The sequence below is a fragment of the Actinocatenispora thailandica genome (assembly GCF_016865425.1).
Classification (GTDB): Bacteria; Actinomycetota; Actinomycetes; order Mycobacteriales; family Micromonosporaceae; genus Actinocatenispora; species Actinocatenispora thailandica.
In genome coordinates this window covers 3,679,002-3,694,570 of record NZ_AP023355.1, presented here as the reverse complement: position 1 = coordinate 3,694,570, position 15,569 = coordinate 3,679,002, and the positions used below count along the sequence as shown (strand labels likewise).

Annotated in this window: 16 protein-coding genes; 11 read left to right on the top strand and 5 right to left on the bottom strand. The window is 73.5% G+C overall.

What is annotated here, in order from left to right:
- Positions 1-2 precede the first annotated feature (2 nt).
- From Athai_RS35100 to Athai_RS16435, 3 genes are all read left to right on the top strand, one after another.
- Positions 3-380, top strand: coding sequence for an aromatic-ring hydroxylase C-terminal domain-containing protein (locus Athai_RS35100; protein WP_338028146.1), 378 nt, complete (start codon positions 3-5; stop codon positions 378-380).
- Positions 381-554: 174 nt separating this feature from the next.
- Positions 555-1,340 (top strand): SIR2 family NAD-dependent protein deacylase, encoded by a 786-nt coding sequence (locus Athai_RS16440; RefSeq protein ID WP_203962291.1) that lies wholly within the window; start codon positions 555-557, stop codon positions 1,338-1,340.
- Positions 1,341-1,383: 43 nt separating this feature from the next.
- A complete protein-coding gene (locus tag Athai_RS16435; RefSeq protein WP_203962290.1) occupies positions 1,384-2,604 on the top strand; it encodes a phosphatase PAP2 family protein in 1,221 nt (406 codons plus the stop codon).
- 16 nt (positions 2,605-2,620) lie between these two features.
- Here Athai_RS16435 and Athai_RS16430 read toward each other — a convergent pair whose 3' ends face one another.
- Positions 2,621-2,830, bottom strand: a complete 210-nt coding sequence (locus tag Athai_RS16430) for a hypothetical protein (RefSeq protein WP_203962289.1) — start codon at positions 2,828-2,830, stop codon at positions 2,621-2,623.
- 52 nt (positions 2,831-2,882) lie between these two features.
- A complete protein-coding gene (locus Athai_RS16425) occupies positions 2,883-3,284 on the bottom strand; it encodes a nuclear transport factor 2 family protein (protein WP_203962288.1) in 402 nt (133 codons plus the stop codon).
- Positions 3,285-3,372: 88 nt separating this feature from the next.
- On the opposite strand from Athai_RS16425, the gene Athai_RS16420 reads away from it, so the two are divergent.
- The 7 genes from Athai_RS16420 (at position 3,373) to Athai_RS16390 (ending at position 10,792) form a co-directional block, all read left to right on the top strand.
- The gene (locus tag Athai_RS16420) at positions 3,373-4,056 is read left to right on the top strand and encodes a TetR/AcrR family transcriptional regulator (RefSeq protein ID WP_203962287.1); all 684 of its coding nucleotides are present in this window, start codon (positions 3,373-3,375) and stop codon (positions 4,054-4,056) included.
- 675 nt (positions 4,057-4,731) lie between these two features.
- Positions 4,732-5,883: an AAA family ATPase gene (locus Athai_RS16415; RefSeq protein ID WP_203962286.1), complete on the top strand. Its 1,152-nt coding sequence runs from the start codon at positions 4,732-4,734 to the stop codon at positions 5,881-5,883.
- Between the two features lie 156 nt (positions 5,884-6,039).
- A complete protein-coding gene (locus tag Athai_RS16410; protein ID WP_420829833.1) occupies positions 6,040-6,981 on the top strand; it encodes a DUF58 domain-containing protein in 942 nt (313 codons plus the stop codon).
- A gap of 109 nt (positions 6,982-7,090) precedes the next feature.
- Complete coding sequence (locus tag Athai_RS16405) at positions 7,091-8,041, top strand: VWA domain-containing protein (protein ID WP_203962285.1); 951 nt, start codon at positions 7,091-7,093, stop codon at positions 8,039-8,041.
- 132 nt (positions 8,042-8,173) lie between these two features.
- Positions 8,174-8,878 (top strand): 3-oxoacyl-ACP reductase FabG, encoded by a 705-nt coding sequence (gene fabG, locus Athai_RS16400; protein ID WP_203962284.1) that lies wholly within the window; start codon positions 8,174-8,176, stop codon positions 8,876-8,878.
- A 99-nt stretch (positions 8,879-8,977) separates the two neighbouring features.
- Positions 8,978-9,748, top strand: coding sequence for an enoyl-ACP reductase FabI (gene fabI / locus Athai_RS16395; RefSeq protein WP_203962283.1), 771 nt, complete (start codon positions 8,978-8,980; stop codon positions 9,746-9,748).
- Positions 9,749-9,781: 33 nt separating this feature from the next.
- On the top strand, positions 9,782-10,792 hold the full coding sequence (locus tag Athai_RS16390; protein ID WP_203962282.1) for a ferrochelatase: 1,011 nt from the start codon (positions 9,782-9,784) through the stop codon (positions 10,790-10,792).
- A 212-nt stretch (positions 10,793-11,004) separates the two neighbouring features.
- Here the strand turns inward: Athai_RS16390 and Athai_RS16385 are convergent, their stop codons facing one another.
- Positions 11,005-11,790 carry a hypothetical protein gene (locus tag Athai_RS16385; RefSeq protein WP_239156975.1) on the bottom strand — a complete coding sequence of 262 codons (786 nt, stop codon included), beginning with the start codon at positions 11,788-11,790 and terminating at the stop codon, positions 11,005-11,007.
- Positions 11,791-11,884: 94 nt separating this feature from the next.
- On the opposite strand from Athai_RS16385, the gene Athai_RS16380 reads away from it, so the two are divergent.
- Positions 11,885-12,733 (top strand): DUF3097 domain-containing protein, encoded by an 849-nt coding sequence (locus Athai_RS16380; RefSeq protein WP_239156974.1) that lies wholly within the window; start codon positions 11,885-11,887, stop codon positions 12,731-12,733.
- A 44-nt stretch (positions 12,734-12,777) separates the two neighbouring features.
- On the opposite strand, the gene Athai_RS16375 is transcribed toward Athai_RS16380, so the two are convergent.
- Together Athai_RS16375 and Athai_RS16370 are read right to left on the bottom strand one after the other, a co-directional pair.
- Positions 12,778-14,037 carry a C40 family peptidase gene (locus tag Athai_RS16375; RefSeq protein ID WP_203962281.1) on the bottom strand — a complete coding sequence of 420 codons (1,260 nt, stop codon included), beginning with the start codon at positions 14,035-14,037 and terminating at the stop codon, positions 12,778-12,780.
- A gap of 122 nt (positions 14,038-14,159) precedes the next feature.
- Entirely contained in the window at positions 14,160-15,512 is a 1,353-nt protein-coding gene (locus tag Athai_RS16370) for a serine hydrolase domain-containing protein (RefSeq protein ID WP_239156973.1), read from the bottom strand.
- Positions 15,513-15,569 lie beyond the last annotated feature (57 nt).

The following is a 15,569-nucleotide window of genomic DNA, read 5'->3' as shown; positions in this document are numbered from 1 at the left end:
CGGTGGCACCCGCCGGCACCGGCCGGGAGGGCGACGGTGCCGCCCGGGCGGGTGACCGGGCGCCGGATGCGCCGTGCCGGGACGCCGAGGGCGCGCCGGTGCGGTTGTTCGACGTCTTCGCCGGGCCGCACGCGACGATCCTGGCGTTCGGCACCGGACCGGTCCCGGCGGCGCGCGAGGGCCTCGTGGTGCGGCGGGTGGTGCGTCCCGGCGTCGCGGCGCGAGACGCGCTGATCGACGTCGAGGGCCACGCGCACGCCGGGTACCGGGCGGCCGGCGACCGGACGACGCTGGTGCTGGTCCGGCCGGACGGCTACCTCGGCTATCTCGGGTACGACCCGGATGACCTGGCCGCCTACCTGGCGAGGTTCGGCTTCTGACCGCCGATCTCGGCCGGCCCCGGGCAGGTCCGCCCGAGCGCGGGCCCGGTGAGATCCGGCGCCCGAGGGCCGATGCCGATCGCGGGCCCGCAGCGGGGCCGGCGCCCGACGGCCGCTCACCGCCGGGCGCCGGTACCCGGGCCGCGGCCGGCGCGGGCGTGGTTGACTGGGTCGATGCGGCCGGATGTGGGTGGTACGGCGATCGACGAGGCGGCGGAGTGGCTCCGCGCCGCCGACCGGATCACCGTGCTCACCGGCGCCGGCATCTCCACCGAGTCCGGCATTCCGGACTTCCGCGGGCCGGACGGCGTCTGGACCCGCGACCCGGAGGCGGCCGGGCTGGTGTCGCTGCCCGACTACCTCGCCGACGAGGACGTCCGGCGCCGAGCCTGGCTGGCCCGCCGGGACAACCCGGCCTGGCACGCCACCCCGAACGCCGCGCATCTCGCCCTGGTGGAGCTGGAGCGCGCCGGCCGGCTGTGGGCGACGATCACCCAGAACATCGACGGCCTGCACCAGCGGGCCGGCGCCGATCCGAGCCGCGTCATCGAACTGCACGGCACGCTCTACCAGGTCGAATGCCTGCAGTGCGGTCGGCGGGTGCCGATGACCGAGGCGCTCGACCGGGTGGCGTCCGGCGACCCCGACCCGGCCTGTACCGCCTGCGGTGGCGTGCTGAAAGCGGCGACGATCGCCTTCGGCCAACCCCTGGACCCCTCGGTGCTGTCCACCGCCACCGCCGCCGCGGTCGCGGCCGACGTGTTCGTCGCCATCGGTACCTCGCTGACCGTGCACCCGGCCGCCGGCCTGGTCGACCTGGCCGCCGCGGCCGGCGCCCGGGTCGTGATCGTCAACGCCGAACCGACGCCGTACGACGCGATCGCCGCGCGCCGGCTCGCCGCACCGATCGGCGCCGTCGTACCGGCGCTGGTGCACAGGGTGCTGCAGGGCAACGGCTAGTCTGTTCCGACCACGGGACGTATCAGGGTGATGGGGGTCGCCGATGACGCAGCCGCCGATCTCGGCACGGGCCGACGCACCGCTTCCCGAGACGCCGAACTCGGGCGGCACCAGCCGTCGGCGCCGGATCATCGGCGTATCGGTCGTGGGTGCGCTGTTCGTGGCCTGGTGCGTCACGGTCGGCCTGCCGACCGACCCGATCCTCGCCAGCATCTGGCTGTGGGTGCTGACCATCGGCTGGAACAACGGCCGGCACTGGACGCACCACCTGCGGTTCCTGCGCGACTGGCTGCCGGTGCTGATCTTCCTGGTGCTCTACAGCTACAGCCGGGGCTGGGCGTACACCTCGACGACGGTGCCGCACGTCTACGAGATGCTCGCGATCGACCATGCCATCTTCGGCGTCACGCCGACGGTGTGGCTGCAGCAGCACCTGTACGACCCGAACCACATCCACCCGTGGGACGTCGCCGTCAGCTTCGTCTACTTCTCGCACTTCGTCACGGTCTACATCGTCGCCGCCGTGCTGTGGCTGCGGAACCGGTCCGCCTGGGCGGCGTTCATGCGCCGCTGGATGCTGCTGACCTTCGCCGGGGTGGCCACGTACATCCTGTGGCCGGCCGCGCCGCCCTGGTGGGCCGCGAAGTACGGGCTGATCGAGCCGGTGGCGCGGTTGTCGTCGCGCGGTTTCAACGCGCTCGGGCTGCACGGTGCCGGCAACATGCTCAACCACGCCCAGCTCGGCGCCAACCCGGTGGCGGCGATGCCGTCGTTGCACTTCGCGTTCTCGCTGTGCGTCGCCGGCTTCTTCATGACGCAGTTGCGCAAGCGGTGGATCCCGTTGCTCGCGCTCTACCCGCTCGCGATGGCGTTCACCCTCAGCTACTGCGGTGAGCACCACGTGACCGACATGATCGCCGGTGCCCTGTACGTGCTCGCCAGCTTCGTGCTGGTCTCGGTCGGCGAGCGGCTGTGGCGCCGCCGCCGCACCCGCCGGCTGCTCCGGACCGCGGAGACCATCCGCGCCGACGCGGGCGCCGACCGCACGGCCGCCCCGGTGGAGCTCGACCGTACGGCGCGTCCCGCGGATCTCGACCGCACGGCCGCCCCGGTGGAGCTCGATCGGGCGGCCGAGGTGGAGGCGGGTGCGGCACCGGGCCCCGCCGGTACCGACCCGGGCGCCGGTGCGAGCGGGTCGGCGGCGACCGCCGAGCGGGACCCGGCCGGAGCGCCGGTCAGCGGACCACCCGCCGGTCGCGGTTGACGCCGCCGCCGGCCGGTCAGTCGTCCGGGTCCATCGCGACGACCTCGCGCAGGAACCCGCGCGCGGACAGGAAGTCGCTCAGCGAGTCGCGGTGCTCGGCGCAGGCCAGCCACGTCTTGCGCCGGTCGCCGGCATGGATGCGCGGATTGCTCCAGCGCAGCTGCCACCGCGCCGCCTGCCGGCACCCCTTCGCCGAACACTGCACCGGTACCTGATCGCCGTCCACGCTCCCAACCTTCCCATCCGTCGGGAGCGCGCTCGGCCGCACCCCGGGGCGATCAGAACATCCCGTTGCCGTTGGCCGATTCCGCCGGGATCGGCTGCATGACGTCCCAGTGCTCGACGAGCTTGCCGTCGGCCAGCCGGAAGATGTCGATGATCGCCGTACCGGGCTGGCCGGGCACCCGCACCCCGTAGACGTGGCCGACGACCCGGTCGCCGTCCGCGAGCAGCGTCCGTACCTCGGCGCGCAGCTGCGGGAACGTCTCGCGCAGCTCGGTGACGAAGGCGCGCAGTCCGTCGACGCCGTCGGCGATGCGCGGGTTGTGCTGGACGTACCGGTCGCCGACGAGCCGGACCGCGGCGTCGGCGTCCTTGCGGTTGATGGCCGCCTCGTAGAAGGCGAGCACCGTCTGCTTGTTGCGCTCCTGCTGTGTGAGTTGCTGCTGGACCGAGGACATCGGCAGGCTCCCTTGACCGTACGGCTGTGGTGTCAGGACCATAACGCTACAGCTGTACAGTTACAAGTGTTCAGTTAAGATGCCGGGCATGGGCAGGCAGGCGACGGGGCGCGGCCGCAACCCGCGCGGTCAGGGTGACCGACTGCGGGCGGAGATCATCGAGGCCACGCTGCGGCTGCTCGACGAGCTGGGGGACGACGAGGCGCTGTCGATGCGGGCCGTGGCACGCGCGGTGGGCGTCGCGGCGACCTCGGTCTACCTGCACTTCACCGACCGCGATGCGCTGGTCCTGGCCACCCTGCGCCGCTGTCACGACGACCTGATGCGCGCCGCCGACCGGGCGGCGGCGGGTGCCGACGACCCGGCCGGCCAGCTGCGCGCCCGGGTCCTGGTGCTCGGTACCTGGTCGAGCCGGCACCCCGGGCTCTACCGGGTGCTGCACGAGAGCGCGGTCAACCGCCGCCCTGAGATGTCCTTCCGGCACGAGGTCGCCGACTCGACGACGGCCGCGGTCCGCCGGTGCATGGATGCCGGCCTCGCCCCGGCCGGCGACGCGGCGCTGGTCGCGCTGGACCTACGTGCGGCCGTGCACGGTGCGGTCGCCCTGCGCCTGAGCCAGCCCCAGCTCGACTGGCCGCCCCTGGCCGCCCAGCTGGATCGCTTCCTGACCCGCCTGGTGGGCCTACGATCCGCCGATCCGGCCCCCGCAACCGACCCGCACCGCGAACCGCAGACGCCCGCCCCGCCACCCGCCCGCTCCGGCGAACACTGACCCCGCCGCCCACCGTGCATGCCGGCTCTGCACCAGCCCGCGCCCGCCCCAACCCGGCACCCCAGCGAACAGCACCACCAACGGGTACCCGTGCCCCAGCGAACAGCACCCCCACGGAGCGGACCCCAGCGACCGGCGCCACCCACGGACCGGACCCCAGCGACCGGCAACCCCCAAGGCGCGTCCCCAGCGAACGGCAACCCCCAAGGGCCGAGCGAACGGCAACCACCGAGGGCCCAGCGAACGGCAACCACCGAGGGCCCAGCGAACGGCAACCACCGAGGGCCCAGCGACCGGCAACCACCAAGCGTCCCAACGAACGGTGCCCACCACGGGGGTGCCGGGGGGCGAAGCCCCTCCGGCGCGGGGCCTGGGGCTGCGCCCCCAGAAGACAAAGCGAAACCCCTCAGGCGAGCGCATCGCGAGCACACTTCGCCGAGGGGTGAAGCCGCCGGGCGACCACGGGGGAAGCCGCCCGGCGACGGTGCAATGGTACACACGAGGCAGAGGCGGTTGTCTACCCGACAGGACGGCCGTCCGTAGTGATTTCGCCGTGTTCTTCACCGTGATGGCGTACGGGTGCCGGCGCGGTGTCGCAGTGCGACGGTGCGGGTGGTGCGCGTGCACCCGCCCAGCGCGTACCCAGCCTGTCGTGGGAGGCTTGGACTCGCAAGGATGCGCGACGATGGGTGGCGGCCGGGCGTCGGGTGCGGCGGCGGCGAAGCGCAGTCGGTGACGTGCCGTGGAGGTCAGGTGGCCCAGCAGACCACACCAGCTCAGGATGCGACCCTGCTCGAGAAGGCGCTGTTCGAGGTCAAGCGGGTGATCGTCGGGCAGGACCGGATGATCGAGCGGATGTTCGTGTCGTTGCTCGCTCGCGGGCACTGCCTGATCGAGGGCGTGCCGGGGGTGGCGAAGACGCTCGCGGTGGAGACGTTGGCCAAGGTGGTCGGCGGTTCGTTCGCGCGCATCCAGTTCACCCCCGACCTGGTGCCGGCCGATGTGGTGGGCACCCGGATCTACCGGCAGGGCAGCGAGAAGTTCGACGTCGAGCTGGGGCCGGTGTTCGTCAACTTCCTGCTCGCCGACGAGATCAACCGGGCGCCGGCGAAGGTGCAGTCGGCGCTGCTGGAGGTGATGGCCGAGCAGCAGGTGTCGATCGGCGGTCAGACGCACGAGGTGCCGCGCCCGTTCCTGGTGATGGCCACCCAGAACCCGATCGAGCAGGAGGGTGTGTACCCGCTGCCCGAGGCGCAGCGGGACCGTTTCCTGCTGAAGATCCAGGTTGGCTATCCGACCGACGTGGAGGAGCGGGAGATCGTCTACCGGGTCGGGGTGTCCACTCCGGAGCCGACTGCGGTGTTCGCTACCAGCGACCTGATCGGGCTGCAGGCCAAGGCCGACGAGGTGTTCGTGCACAACGCGCTGGTCGACTACGCGGTGCGGCTGGTGCTGTCGACCCGCAACCCCGCCGAGTACGGCATGCCCGACGTCGCCGGCCTGGTGCAGTACGGCGCGAGTCCGCGTGCGTCGCTGGGCATCGTGCGGGCGGCGCGGGCGCTGGCGTTGCTGCGGGGCCGGGACTACGCGCTGCCGGCCGACATCCAGGACATCGCGCCGGACATTCTGCGGCATCGGCTGGTGTTGTCCTACGACGCGCTCGCCGACGGTATCCCGGCCGAGCAGATCGTCGACCGGGTGCTGGCCACCGTGCCGCTGCCGACGGTGGCGCCCCGGCAGAACGCGGACGCGCCGGCCAGTGCGGCGCCGGCGTCGGGCACGCCGCAGCCGGCTGGTTCCTGGCCGCAGCCGGGGCGTGGCCTGTGACGCGAGGTCCGGTGGCGGTGTCGCGCGCGCCGGTGGTGGGTGAGCGGGCGTGATCCGGTGGAGTCCGGCCCGTGCGGTGCGTCCCGGTGGGGCGGTGCCGGGTGCCGAGGCCGGTGAGCGGGCGTGAGCCGGGGGGGTCTGGCCGCGTTGGGTCGGCTGCGACGGCATGCGACCCGGGAGCGGTACGTCTCGCCGCAGCTGGACGTGGGCCGTTCCGAGGTGACCCTGTCCCGGCTGCAGCTGCTCGTCACCCGCAAGCTGGACGGCCTGCTGCAGGGCGACTACCTGGGGCTGCTGCCCGGCCCGGGTACCGAGCCGGGCGAGTCCCGGGAGTACCGGCCGGGCGACGACGTGCGGCGGATGGACTGGCCGGTGACCGCGCGCACCACGGTGCCGCACGTGCGGCAGACCATCGTCGACCGGGAGCTGGAGACCTGGCTCGCGGTCGACCTGTCGGCCAGCCTGGACTTCGGTACCGCCGACTGCCTGAAGCGTGATCTGGCGATCGCGGCGGTGGCTGCGATGTCGCACCTGACGGTGCGCGGTGGCAACCGGATCGGCGCGGTGATCGGTACCGGCGCCGACACCTACCGGGTGCCGGCTCGGGCCGGCCGCCGCGGCGCCCAGCTGCTGCTGCGTAGCGTGGCGCGGACGGAGCGGCCGGCGGCTGGCGGGCGCACCGACCTGGCCGCGCTGATCGACGCGCTGAACCGGCCGCCGCGGCGGCGCGGGATGGCGGTGGTGATCTCCGACTTCCTCGCCCCGACCGGGTGGGAGCGGCCGCTGCGCCGCCTCGCGGTCCGGCACGACGTGCTGGCCGTCGAGGTGCTCGACCCGCGCGAGCTGGAGTTGCCCGACGTCGGGGTGCTGGAGCTGGTCGATCCGGAGACCGGCCTGGTGCACGAGGTGCAGACCACGCCGACGGTCCGGGCGCGCTACGCGGCGGCGGCAAGCGAACAGCGGGCCGCGATCTCCACGGCGCTGCGCCGCGCCGGCGTCGGGCATCTGCGGCTGCGTACCGACTCCGACTGGCTGCTGGACATCGTCCGGTTCGTGGCCGCGCAGCGGCACGCCCGGACGAGGGGGACGACCCGATGACGTACCGATGGGCACCGCATGACGTTCCGCTTCGCTGCGCGCTCCCGCGGGGGCCGCGCATGACGCACCCCACGACACCGTTCGCCGCACACGACCGCGGGGGCCGCACATGATCCGCTTCCTGTCCCCGTGGTGGCTGCTCGCCGTCATCCCGGTGCTGGCTCTGGCCGGGGTCTACGTCTGGGTGCAGCTGCACCGCCGGTCGTTCGCGATGCGCTTCTCCAACCTGGAGCTGCTGCAGCGGTTGACCCCGCGCGGGATCGGCTGGCGCCGGCACGCGTCGGCCGGGGCGCTGGTGCTGTCGCTGCTGGCGCTGGCGCTGGGGATGGCCCGGCCGGCGGTGGATGTGCAGCAGCCGATGGAACGGGCCACCGTCATCCTCGCCATCGACGTGTCGCTGTCGATGGAGGCGACCGACGTGGCGCCGAACCGGTTGCGTGCCGCGCAGTCGGCGGCGAAGGACTTCGTCGAGCAGTTGCCGCGCAACTTCAACGTCGGCGTGGTGTCGTTCGCGAAGTCGGCGAACGTGGTGGCGTCCCCGACCAAGGACCGCAACCAGGTGTACTCGGCGATCAACGGGTTGCGGCTGGCCGAGTCGACGGCGACCGGTGAGGCGGTGTTCACCTCGTTGCAGGCGATCGCCGCGGTGCCGGCGGACGGCGCGTCGGGCGCGCCGCCGGCCCGGATCGTGCTGCTGTCGGACGGCTTCCGCACCTACGGCCGCACCATCGAGGACGCCGGCAAGGCCTCGTCGGCGGCGAACGTCCCGGTGTCCACGATCGCGTTCGGCACCGATCACGGGCACGTGTCGATCGGTGGCCAGACCACCCCGGTGCCGGTGGACAAGCAGTCGTTGCACAAGCTCGCCGACATGACCAAGGGGCACTACTACGCCGCGGCGAGCGCCAGCCAACTCAAGCAGGTCTACCAGGACATGGGGTCGTCGATCGGCCATCGCACGATGGCGAAGGAGATCGGCCAGTGGTACATCGGGTTCGGTCTGCTGTTCGGGTTGGCGGCCGCGGCGATGAGCCTGCTCTGGTCGTCCCGGATGCCGTGACGCCCGCCGACCTCGCCCGGCCGGCGGGCGCGGCCCGACGGTAGTCTCTGGTCCCGTGGCGGCCGCTCGCGGCCGGCGTGACGGCTGGCGCCGGCTGCTCGCGGCCGGCGAGGATCGCAACAGGGAGTGCAGATGGCTCGTACCGTCCTGGTGACCGGTGGCAATCGTGGGATCGGCCTGGCCATCGCGCAGCGGTTCGCGAAGCAGGGCGACCGGGTCGCGGTCACCCACCGCGGCAGTGACGTCGCGTCCGGGCTGTACGGGGTGCGGTGCGACATCACCGACCCGGCGCAGGTCGACGCCGCGTTCACCGAGATCGAGGCGGAGTTGGGCCCGGTCGAGGTGCTGGTGGCCAATGCCGGCATCACCGCGGACACGCTGCTGCTGCGGATGAGTGAGGATCAGTTCGGCTCGGTGCTGGAGACCAACCTGGCCGGCGCCTGGCGGTGCGCCAAGCGCGCGGCGACGAAGATGCTGCGGGCCCGTTGGGGCCGGATGATCTTCATCTCGTCGGTGGCCGGCCTGTCCGGCAACCCGGGGCAGACGAACTACGCGGCGAGCAAGGCCGGCCTGGTGGGGCTCGCCCGGTCGATCACCCGCGAGCTGGGCTCGCGCAACATCACCGCCAACGTGGTCGCGCCCGGCATGATCGAGACCGACATGACCGCCGAGCTGCCGGAGGCGCGTCGCAAGCAGATCCTCGACGGCATCCCCGGCGCCCGGTTCGCGCAGGCCGACGAGGTCGCCGCGGCGGTCGGGTTCCTCGCCTCCGACGAGGCCGGCTACATCACCGGCGCGGTACTGCCGGTCGACGGTGGCCTCGGCATGGGCCACTGAGCGGTCGACCGCTTCGCACCCGCGCCGCGACCGGCCGGGTAGCAGGCAGCATCCGGGGCGACGGCCCCGCCGAGCACACGAGCTAGGAGACGAGCAAGCGTGAGTGGACTTCTCGACGGCAAGCGGCTGCTGATCACCGGCGTGCTGACCGACCAGTCGATCGCGTTCTCGGCGGCGAGGCTGGCCCAGGAGCAGGGCGCCGAGGTGGTGCTCACCGGGTTCGGGCGGATGTCGCTGGTGGAGCGGATCGCCAAGCGGTTGCCGAAGCCGGTGGGCGAGATCATCGAGCTGGACGTGACCAACGCCGACCAGCTGGCCGGGCTTGCGGACAAGGTGCGCGAGCAGGTCGACGGGCTGGACGGGGTGGTGCACTCGATCGGGTTCGCACCGCAGTCGGTGCTGGGTGGCGAGTTCCTGAACGCCGAGTGGGACGACGTGGCCACCGCGGTGCAGATCTCCACCTATTCCTACAAGGCGCTCGCGATGGCCTGCCTGCCGCTGCTCGGCCGTGGCAGTTCGATCGTCGGGCTGACCTTCGACGCGACGCTGGCCTGGCCGGTGTACGACTGGATGGGTGTGGCGAAGGCCGGCCTGGAGTCGGCGAGCCGCTACCTGGCGCTGCACCTGGGCAAGCAGGGCATCCGGTCGAACCTGGTGTCGGCTGGGCCGCTGCGCACCATGGCGGCCAAGTCGATCCCGGGCTTCGAGCAGTTCGAGGACAAGTGGGTCGAGCGGGCACCGCTGGGGTGGGACCTGACCGACACCGACGCGGCCGGCCGGGCGATCTGCGCGCTGCTGTCCGACTGGTTCCCCGCCACCACCGGTACGGTCCTGCACGTCGACGGCGGCTTCCATGCGGTGGGTGCCTGACACCGCCATCTACCGGTGGTAGAAGATAGGGGCGTGTACGACGCGTTCCTGTTGCTGTCGTTCGGCGGCCCGGAGGGCCCGGACGACGTCATGCCGTTCCTGCGCAACGTGACCGCCGGCCGTGGCGTCCCGGACGCCCGGCTGGCCGAGGTCGCCGAGCACTACCAGCACTTCGGTGGCGTCTCGCCGATCAACCAGCAGTGCCGCGACCTGCTCGACGCGGTCCGGGTCGAGTTCGACGGGCACGGCATCGACCTGCCGGTCTACTGGGGCAACCGGAACTGGGATCCGTACCTGGCGGACACCCTGGCGCGGATGCGCGACGACGGCGTGCGGCACGCGCTGGCGCTCGCCACCAGCGCGTTCGGCTCGTACTCGTCCTGCCGGCAGTACCTGGAGGACATCGTCGCGGCCCGGGCCAAGGTCGGTCCGGGCGCGCCGGCGGTCGACAAGCTGCGGCAGTTCTACGACCATCCCGGGTTCGTCGAACCGCACGCCGACGCGTTGCGCTCGGCGCTCGCCACGCTGCCGGCGGGGGAGACCCGGGTGGTGTTCACCGCCCATTCGGTACCGGTGGCGATGAACCGCGCCGCCGGGCCGACCGGCGACCGCTACACCGACCAGCTCACCGAGCTGGCCGAGCTGGTGGCGGCCAGGGCCGGCGCGGCGGTGCCGCATCAGCTGGTCTGGCAGTCGCGGTCCGGCCCGCCGCAGGTGCCGTGGCTGGAGCCGGACATCAACGACCACCTGGAGTCGCTGGCGAAGCAGGGCGTGGCGAACGTCGCGGTCAGCCCGATCGGGTTCGTCTCCGACCACGTGGAGGTCCGTTGGGACCTGGACAACGAGGCGGCGGAGACCGCGAAGCGGCTCGGCCTGGGGTACGCGCGGGCCGCCACTCCCGGTACCGATCCGAGGTTCGTCGCGATGGTTCGTGAGCTGGTCACCGAGCGGCTCGACCCGGCGGCCCCGCGCCGGCGGCTCGGTACCCTGCCGGTCTGGGACACCTGCGCCGAGGGCTGCTGCGCGCTGCCGCCGCGCCGCTGACGCCGGCCGCCGCCCCGCCGGTCGGGTGTCCGCGCCGGCGGGGCTGCGGCCCGCCGTTCGACGCCTGCGCTCGGCGACCATCCGGCACAGCGTGTCGGCGAGGGCGTCCGGATCCGGGGTGTCCCTCGCGGACGGTGCGGGCGGCGAGCATCCGTTCCGGATCGCTGCCGGTGACCAGCGCCCCGACGGTGATGGGATGCGGTTCGACGCCGTCAACCCAGCGGCGAGTTGCAGGCCGCGACGAGCGCGCGGCGGCAGGCGGTGGCGAGCGGGCGCAGCGCCGCGGCTCGCTGGTTCGCCTCGTACGCGTTGATCGCGCCACCCGGCTCGTCGTGCTCGGCGAGCGCCAGCACCCGGTCGAGCATCCCGGCCCGGGCGTAGAGCCGGCGGCTGCGCGGGTCGTACCCGGCGGGCAGGTCGGCGCTGCCGCCGCCGCGGCGCAGCGCGGTCAGCGCCGGTGCGAGCGACGGCCGCCAGCGCGCGACGTCCAGCTCCGCGAGGGCCTGGGTGGACGCGGCCAGCGCCAACCCCAGGTCGGCCTCCGCCTCGGACGGGGTGACCAGCTCCGGGGGCAGCCCACCGGCGGCGATCTCGTACCCCCGCCAGGTGATCGCGAGCCACGTGTCGCCGGAGCCCGAGGTGTACTCCCGGGGTTCCGGCACCAGGCCGATCGCACCGGCCACGATGCCCTCGCCGGCGAGCAGCGCCGCGGAGGTGAACGGGCCGGGGCCGGGCAGCCCGCGCGGGTCGCCCGGCGCCGGCAGCACCAGCCGGATCTGTTCCGGGGGCAGCTTCGCCAGGCCGGTCAGCGCCTCCCGCAGGGTCTGCTCCCGGACGCTGCCCGGCATGTCGAGCACCGCGTGGTCGGTGCCGTCCTCGAGTGCCACGGCGGCGTCGTCGAACGGCACCAGCCCGGCCCGCCAGGAGCGGATCCACGGGGTGAGCCGCACGGTGGGCCGCACACTGGTCGCTACGGACTGGACCGGATCAGCGGACATACCCCCCAGAGTAGAGGCAGCATCCGAGGACTGCCGCCCACGTACCCGGCGCGCCGGCGTGACCGAATCGACTCCCGCCGGCTACGGTCGCCTCGTGCGCAGTCCGTTTCGCCGCCGGGACGACCGGCACGACGACCGTTACGGCACCGACGTGCTCGCCGATGACCGGAACCGGCGCCCGAAGGTTCCGGTCGTCGACGCCGAGCCGGGCCTGGTCGTCGAGGACGCCGGCGGTGGCTTCTGCGGCGCCGTGGTCGGGTTCGAGGCCGATGCCGTGGTGCTCGCCGACCGGCACCAGAAGCGACGGCTGTTCCCGCTGGTACCGGGCGGGTTCCTGATCGACGGTGCGGTGGTGACGCTGCGCCGGCCGGCCCGCCCGGCGACGCCCGCGGCGCGCCGGCGCACCGCCTCGGGTTCGATCGCGGTGCCGGACTCGCCGGCGAAGGTGGCCCGGGCCAGCCGGATCTGGGTGGAGGGCATCCACGACGCGGCGCTGGTGGAGCGGATCTGGGGCGACGACCTGCGGGTCGAGGGTGTCGTGGTGGAGCCGCTGTCCGGGGTGGACGACCTGGTCGGTGCGGTCGCGCAGTTCCAGCCCGGCCCGGACCGCCGGCTCGGGGTGCTGGTCGACCACCTGGTCGCCGGCAGCAAGGAGAGTCGCATCGTCGCGCAGGTGACCTCGCCGTACGTGCTGGTCACCGGACACCCCTACGTCGACATCTGGCAGGCGGTGAAGCCGGCGAAGGTCGGCATCCGGGCCTGGCCGGAGGTACCGAAGGGGCAGCCCTGGAAGGAGGGCGTGTGCGCCGCGCTCGGGGTGAGCGACCCGGGCGCGCTCTGGCGCCGCATCCTCGGCTCGGTCCGCGACTACCGCGATGTCGAGGCCCCGCTGCTCGGCGCCGTCGAACACCTCATCGACTTCGTCACCGCTCCGGCCGACTGATCCGCCGTCCGGCGCGGCCACCGGCCGGTGATTCGACCGGACAGTCAGGCGAGCCGGGTCGCGCCGATGTAGCCGAAGCTGAAGTAGGCGGGGACCACCTGCACCGGGATGCCGAAGTCGGCGGCCTGCACGATCTGCCCGTTGCCGATGTACATGGTGACGTGGTGGATCCCGGACACCCGACCGTTGTAGGAGTAGAACAGCAGGTCGCCGGGGCGCAGCGCGTTCGACGACACGTGTCGCCCCTGCAGGTACTGGTATTCCGCCGAGTGCGGTAGCTCGATCCCGATCTGCTGGTAGGCGTAGAGCGCGAGCCCGGAGCAGTCGAACCCGACCGACGGGTCGGCGGCGTCCCACACGTACGGCTTGCCCTGCTGGGCGAGCGCCGCGCGTACCGCCACCATGGCGCCGCCGCCGGTGGACGCGGAGACCTCGGTCGCGGTGTTGGCGGCGCGCCGCCGCGCGGCGGCCTGCCGCCGCTCGCGGGCTGCCGCGGCCGCCCGGACCGACTTGTTGTGCGCCTCGATGGCGTCGAGCTGGCCCTGCACCTTGTCGCGCTGCGCGGTCAGCGTCGAGACCCGCTTGTGCCGCCGGTCCACCGCCTGCTGCGCGGCGGCCTTGGCGCGAGCGGCCTTGCGGCGCGCCGCGTTCGCCGCCTTCAGCGCGGACCGGGCGGTGCCCTCGGCGAGCACCGCGAGCCCCTTGGACTGCCGGTACCGGTTGAGCGTGGCGGCCTGCTGGTTGCCGACGTAGCGCAGGTAGCCCAGGTTGGTGATCAGATCGGACGGGTCGCCCCGCAGCACGCTCGCGGTGGTGCCCAGCACGCCGCCGAGTTCGTAGTTGCGGCGCACCATCAGGCCGACCCGATCCTGCTGCTTGTCGACGGCGGCGCCGGCCGACCTGGTCTTGCGGCGAGCGGCGGCCAGCGCGTCGGCGGCCTTGCGCTGCCGCACCGCGGCCCGCTCGTACTTCTCGATCGCCACCGATGCGTCCACCGACGCCTGGCGCAGGTCGGCGTCCGCCTGGGCCAGCTGCGCGCTGAGCTGGCCGACCCGGGCGGCGACGCCGCTGGTCGACCGGATGCCGTTGGGCGCGGCGTGCGCCGAGGTGGCCGGCAGCAGGGCCAGCACCACGAGCGCGGCCGGGGCGACCAGCAGGGCGGAGCGGAGCAGCCGGGCTGCTTCCGGCCAGCGGCACCGGACACGCCGCGAAGCCGGCCGAAGGGGTGAAGCGGGCTGCACTGCGAACACCTCCCAGGCGAGCACGTGGCACCAGTCAAGGGTGATGTCGGCCGACGTACCCACGGACCGGGCGAGGTTAACTCGATCGGGTGTCGAGGCCGCGCCCGGCTACGACCCTTTCGTGCGAAAAGTTCGGTACCGGTTTGCCCGGCCTGGCCGGAGTTGGTGCGAGTTGCGCGCCGCGGTCACTCCGCCGGCAGCACGTCCCGCCGGAAGACGAACGTGGCGATGTCCAGGGCGCTGACCGCACCGTCCGGGCCGCGCCGCACGGTGAGGATCTCCCCGGTGTTCATCCCGGTGTGGCAGCGCCACACGTCCGGCGCCTCGGGGGTGAACCGCCACGGGGTACCGCCGGGCATCGTCACCGCACGCAGCACCAGCGCCCCGTCGGTCCAGCCCGCCTCGTACTCCCGGCCCATCCACCACCAGCGGCCGGTGAGCGGCGCGACCTCGGCCGGCGCCGGCTCGCCCGGCCGCCACGGCGAGACCGGCTCCGGCTCGTTGTCGAGCACCGTGGTCAGCAGGTCGATGCCGAACCCGCCGATGCCCGAGCCGAGCATCGTGTACGCGTTCGCGAACGCCACCACCCCGGTGCGGCTGCGCCGGTGCACCACCAGGACGGCGAGGTAGCCGGGCATCGAGCCGGTGTGCCCGAGGTAGACCCGCTCACCGCGGCGCCACAGCTCGACGCCGAGACCGTGGCCGGCGGTCCACGACTCCAGGTCGCTGATCGCGACCGGTACGGCCATCTCGTCGACGGTGGTCGCGGCCAGAACCGTCTCGCCGCCGGCGGTCGCCGGGTCGGCCAGGAACGCCGCCCACCGGGTCAGGTCGCCCACCGTGCTCCACAGCTGGCCGGCCGGTGCCATCGCACCGGCGTCGTGCCGCGGCTCCTCGCGCAGCGTGCCCAGCCACGGATGCACCACGTACCCGCGGGCGAACGGCTCGGTGGGCTGGTAGCTGGTGCGGGTCATGCCCAGCGGTGCGAGCAGCTGGTCGCGCACCAGCTGCCACCACGGCTGGCCGGCGGCGCGGGTCAGCAGGGCGCCGAGCAGCCCGTACGCGAGGTTGGAGTAGTGGTAGCCGGCGAACGGTGGGCCGGCCAGCTTGCCCGCGTCGAGCCCGGCGAGCAACGCCTCGACGTCGCCGCCGGCGGATCGTTCCCACCAGTCGCCGTCCGGCTCCCGTTGCAGTCCCGACACGTGCCCGAGCAACTGGCGCACGGTGACGGCGCCGACCGGCGTACCGGGCAGGTGCGCGGCGAGCGGGTCGTCCAGCGCGAGCGCCCCGGCGTCGCGCAGCCGCAGCACCAGCGCGGCGGTCAACGTCTTGGAGATCGACCCGATCCGGTACTGGAGGTCCGCGGTCGGCGTCGGCACCTCGCCGGCGCCCGCCACGTGCACCAGCGTGCCGGCCCGGACCACGCCGGCGATCAGCGACGGCACCCGGCCGGTCGCCTGCGCCGCGGCCACCGCGGCGTCCAGCCGCGCGACGGTATCCGGGAGCAACCCGGGGTGGCTGTTCGGGTCGACGGCCACGCATTCCTCCGGTATGGGGCAAGATGATCAATGGGCGGGCGGGACGTTATCACGGTC

Coding starts and splice junctions, on each gene's coding strand:
- Athai_RS16425 (WP_203962288.1), bottom strand. CDS start 3,284: ATGTCCTCGGTCCAGCAGCAACTCACACAGCAGGAGCGCAACAAGCAG.
- fabG (WP_203962284.1), top strand. CDS start 8,174: ATGGCTCGTACCGTCCTGGTGACCGGTGGCAATCGTGGGATCGGCCTG.
- Athai_RS16405 (WP_203962285.1), top strand. CDS start 7,091: ATGATCCGCTTCCTGTCCCCGTGGTGGCTGCTCGCCGTCATCCCGGTG.
- Athai_RS16385 (WP_239156975.1), bottom strand. CDS start 11,790: ATGTCCGCTGATCCGGTCCAGTCCGTAGCGACCAGTGTGCGGCCCACC.
- Athai_RS16415 (WP_203962286.1), top strand. CDS start 4,732: ATGCGCGACGATGGGTGGCGGCCGGGCGTCGGGTGCGGCGGCGGCGAA.
- Athai_RS16435 (WP_203962290.1), top strand. CDS start 1,384: ATGACGCAGCCGCCGATCTCGGCACGGGCCGACGCACCGCTTCCCGAG.
- Athai_RS16420 (WP_203962287.1), top strand. CDS start 3,373: ATGGGCAGGCAGGCGACGGGGCGCGGCCGCAACCCGCGCGGTCAGGGT.
- Athai_RS16440 (WP_203962291.1), top strand. CDS start 555: ATGCGGCCGGATGTGGGTGGTACGGCGATCGACGAGGCGGCGGAGTGG.